The following is a 3,762-nucleotide window of genomic DNA, read 5'->3' on the forward strand; positions in this document are numbered from 1 at the left end:
GGGCGAAGTCACGTCGCACGGGATGGCGCGCCGGCCGACCTCGCCTTCCATCGCGCGATCGCCAGCGCCACCAGCAACCCATTCTATGTCGAGATGCTCGACGTGCTCGGCCGGCGCGCCATCCCGTGCGACGTGACTTCGCCCTGGTCGACCGAATTGGCGCAATCCGATAGCTACCAGCGCGGACTGCAGCGCGAGCACCTGGTGATCCTCAACGCCATTACCTCTGGCGATGCCGAGGCCGCGCGAGAGGCGATGCGCGCGCACCTCACCGCCAGCCAGCAGCGTTACCGCGAACGCCTGCATGCGCGTCAGGCTTTTTATTCCAGTTCGGTCAAGGCCGCCGCCGGCGAATGACCCATCTCAAGTCAGGATTGAAATGAACCAGAGCCACACCGACTATACATCCCGCTTTGCCATCGACCCGGTCGCCGCCGCGGCGATGGGAACCGATGAGCTGCGCCACAACTTTCACATTGACGGCCTGTTCCAGCCCGGCCGCATCAGCCTGACCTACACACATTACGACCGCATGATCGTCGGCGGCGCCGTGCCGACGGACGCCGCGCTTCAACTGGAAACGATCAAGCCGACCGGCACCAAGAACTTTCTCGACCGTCGCGAGCTGATCGCCGTCAACATCGGCGGTGCAGGCGTCATCAAGGCCGGCGGCCAGTCCTTCGAATTGCAGGCGCGCGACATGCTCTATCTCGGCATGGGCATCGCTGATGTGTCGTTCGCGTCGGCCGATGCAGATGCGCCGGCCAAATTCTATCTGCTCAGCGCGCCGGCGCATCAGGCCTGGCCCAGCCGGCTGATCCGCATCGGCGACGCCAAGCGCCTCGATCTCGGCAGCAAGGACACCTGCAACGAGCGTTCGATCTTCCAGTTCATCCATGCCGACGGCGTGAAGACCTGCCAGCTGGTGGTCGGCATGACTCAGCTGGCGCCGGGCTCGGTGTGGAACACCATGCCGTGCCATGTGCATGACCGGCGCATGGAGGCCTATCTCTATTTCGACCTGGCGGAGACGGCACGCGTCTTCCACTTCATGGGCGAGCCGGACGAGACGCGCCATATCGTCATGGGCAACGAGGAAGCGGTGCTGTCGCCGGGCTGGTCGATCCATTCGGGCGCCGGCACTTCCAATTATGCTTTCATCTGGGCGATGGCTGGCGACAATGTCGACTATACCGATGTCGACCCGGTGGCGTTGAGCGATCTGCGGTGAGCGACCCCTTCAGCCTTGCCGGAAAACGTTTCCTGGTCACCGGCGCCAACACCGGCATCGGCCAGGGCATCGCCGTATCGATCGTACGCGCCGGGGGCGCGGTGGTCGGCGTCGGCCGCTCGTCGATGGACGATACGGCAGACAAGGTCGCCGCGCTGGGAGGGCAATTCGAGGCGGTCAGCGCCGACCTTGCCGACATTTCGGCCGCCGGCCCGTTGCACGACCGGATCTGGGACGAAAGCGGTCCGCTCGACGGGCTGGTCAACAATGCCGGCATCATCCGCCGCGCCGATGCCGTCGATCTCAGCGAGGCCGATTGGGACGACGTCATGGACGTCAACCTGAAAACGGTTTTTTTGCTCTGCCAAAGCTTTGCAAGGCGTGCCTTGGCAGCTGAGCGGAAGGGCAAGATCGTCAACATTGCCTCCGTGCTGAGTTTCCAGGGTGGCATCCGCGTTGCGTCCTACACTGCCTCGAAGCACGGTGTGCTCGGCATCACGCGTCTGCTCGCCTGCGAATGGGCGGCAAAGGGCATCAACGTCAACGCCATCGCGCCGGGCTATATCGAGACCAACAACACGCAGGCGCTGCGCGCCGATCCCGACCGCAGCGCCGCCATCCTGGCGCGTATCCCGGCCGGCCGCTGGGGCGAGGCGGGCGACATTGGCGACGCCGCCGTCTTCCTGCTGGCGCCGGCGTCGAACTACATGCATGGGGCGGTGGTGCCGGTGGATGGCGGCTGGCTGGCGCGCTAGGTTTTGACGCAATTCCGGGCGGAAAACCGTTTCACACTTTTCTTGGAATTGCTCTGAGGAGACAACGATGACCGCAAAGATTTTCGCGCAAGCCGGCGAGGGCGCCTGGACGAAGACGCCAGACGGCAACAGGCGGCGCGTTCTCCTGCACACCGACGAGTTGATGCTGGTCGAATTCGGCTTCGACAAGGGTGGCGTCGGCGCCCTGCATTCGCACCCGCATGTCCAGGCAAGCTATGTCGCCGAAGGCCGCTTCGAGGTGACCATCGACGGTAGGACCGAAACCATCGAGACCGGCGGCAGCTTCATTGTGCCGTCCGGTCTGGTGCACGGCGTCAAGGCCCTGGAAGCAGGGCGGCTGGTCGACAGCTTCACGCCGCACCGGGCCGATTTCCTCGGCTAGCCAAGGGTAAGAGATCGAGCGGGAATGACCCGCACCCCGAAAGAGGCGCGGGTCTGTTGCCTGGGCGCTTGTGGCGCCGCGGTACTCAAGACATCACCGCAGGATGAGGACCCTGCCGCACCGTGGTGAAGATAGTCTTAATGCGCCGGCGCTGCATGGCACGACGAACCGGAGGCTGCGCTCGCTCGATCAGGTGATGTGACGCAGGAGGCTGAAGAGCCGCTCGAACGTCTTGCCGTAGGGCGGGCGCAACAAGGCTCCGGCGCTCAGCCGCGACTGTGTGAAAACCGGCTTCTCCTTGCTGAACGTCCGAAATCCCCACTCGCCGTGATAGGCGCCCATGCCGCTGGCGCCGACCCCGCCGAAAGGCTGGTTTTCCTGTACCAGATGCAGCATGCAGTCGTTGATGGTGACACCGCCGGCAATAGTCTCGTGCAGGATGCGTTGACGATTGCCGCTGTCGCGGCCGAACCAGTAGAGCGCCAGCGGGCGCTCCGCTCCGTTCACATCGGCAATCGCCTCGTCGATCCCGGTGTATTCTACGATGGGCAGCACCGGCCCAAAAATCTCCTCGCGCATCAGCCGCAGGTTTGCGCCGGCGTTGCGGACCAGAGTCGGCAGCAGCTTCCGGCTTTTGGCACCCAGCTCTTCGCCGGCCGGGTTGATTTCGGTGACATCGGCGCCTGCGTCACGCGCTTCAGTGATCATGTCGCGCAGGCGCTGGTGGTGCCGGTCGCTGATGATGGCGGTATAATCGGGGTTGTCGCGCAAGGTCGGGTAGAGCTTCGCGATCGCCGTTGCGAGCTTGACAGCGACCGTGCCTGCCTGCCCCTTCGGCACCAGCAGATAATCCGGCGCGATGCAGGTCTGCCCGGCATTCAAGAGCTTGCCATAGGCAATGCTGGATACCGCCGCATCGAGATCGCAGGACGGATCGAAGATTGCCGGCGACTTGCCGCCGAGTTCGAGCGTGACCGGGGTCAGGTTGGCGGCCGCGGCGATCGCGACCTGGCGTCCGACCGCGGTCGAGCCGGTGAACAGCAAATGATCGAAAGGCATCGACACGAAGGCCTTTCCCATCTCGGCATCGCCGGTGATGACGCTGAGCTCATCGGGTGCGAAATGCTCGGCAACGAGTTTGGCCAGCAGCACTGAGAATGCCGGGGTCAATTCGGAAGGTTTTATAAGCACGCGATTGCCGGCCGCGAGTGCCGCCGTGACCGGCGCGACAGCGAGTTGGAAAGGATAATTCCAGGGCGACACGATGCTGACGACGCCGAGCGGCTGCGGGACGAGGCGATTTCGGCCGGGCAGGAACGGCATGGTGGTGACAACGCGGCGTTCGCGCATCCAGCCCCTGACATGCGACAGCG

Annotated in this window: 5 protein-coding genes; 4 read left to right on the plus strand and 1 reads right to left on the minus strand. The window is 64.3% G+C overall.

The window, feature by feature from the left end:
• The 4 genes from EN984_RS25885 to EN984_RS25900 all read left to right on the plus strand — a co-directional run.
• On the plus strand, positions 1 to 357 hold a 357-nt coding region (locus tag EN984_RS25885), incomplete at its 5' end, for an FCD domain-containing protein (RefSeq protein ID WP_164765652.1).
• A gap of 22 nt (positions 358 to 379) precedes the next feature.
• Positions 380 to 1,231, plus strand: coding sequence for a 5-dehydro-4-deoxy-D-glucuronate isomerase (gene kduI, locus EN984_RS25890; RefSeq protein ID WP_127270496.1), 852 nt, complete (start codon positions 380 to 382; stop codon positions 1,229 to 1,231).
• On the plus strand, positions 1,228 to 1,986 hold the full coding sequence (gene kduD, locus EN984_RS25895) for a 2-dehydro-3-deoxy-D-gluconate 5-dehydrogenase KduD (RefSeq protein WP_127271817.1): 759 nt from the start codon (positions 1,228 to 1,230) through the stop codon (positions 1,984 to 1,986). The genes kduI and kduD overlap by 4 nt, the downstream gene beginning before the upstream one ends.
• A gap of 67 nt (positions 1,987 to 2,053) precedes the next feature.
• On the plus strand, positions 2,054 to 2,389 hold the full coding sequence (locus EN984_RS25900) for a cupin domain-containing protein (protein WP_127270498.1): 336 nt from the start codon (positions 2,054 to 2,056) through the stop codon (positions 2,387 to 2,389).
• 189 nt (positions 2,390 to 2,578) lie between these two features.
• Here the strand turns inward: EN984_RS25900 and EN984_RS25905 are convergent.
• The coding region (locus EN984_RS25905) for a coniferyl aldehyde dehydrogenase (RefSeq protein WP_164765653.1) at positions 2,579 to 3,762 on the minus strand (1,184 nt) is incomplete at its 5' end.

The organism is Mesorhizobium sp. M7A.F.Ca.CA.004.12.1.1, from assembly GCF_003997835.1.
Lineage (GTDB): Bacteria > Pseudomonadota > Alphaproteobacteria > Rhizobiales > Rhizobiaceae > Mesorhizobium.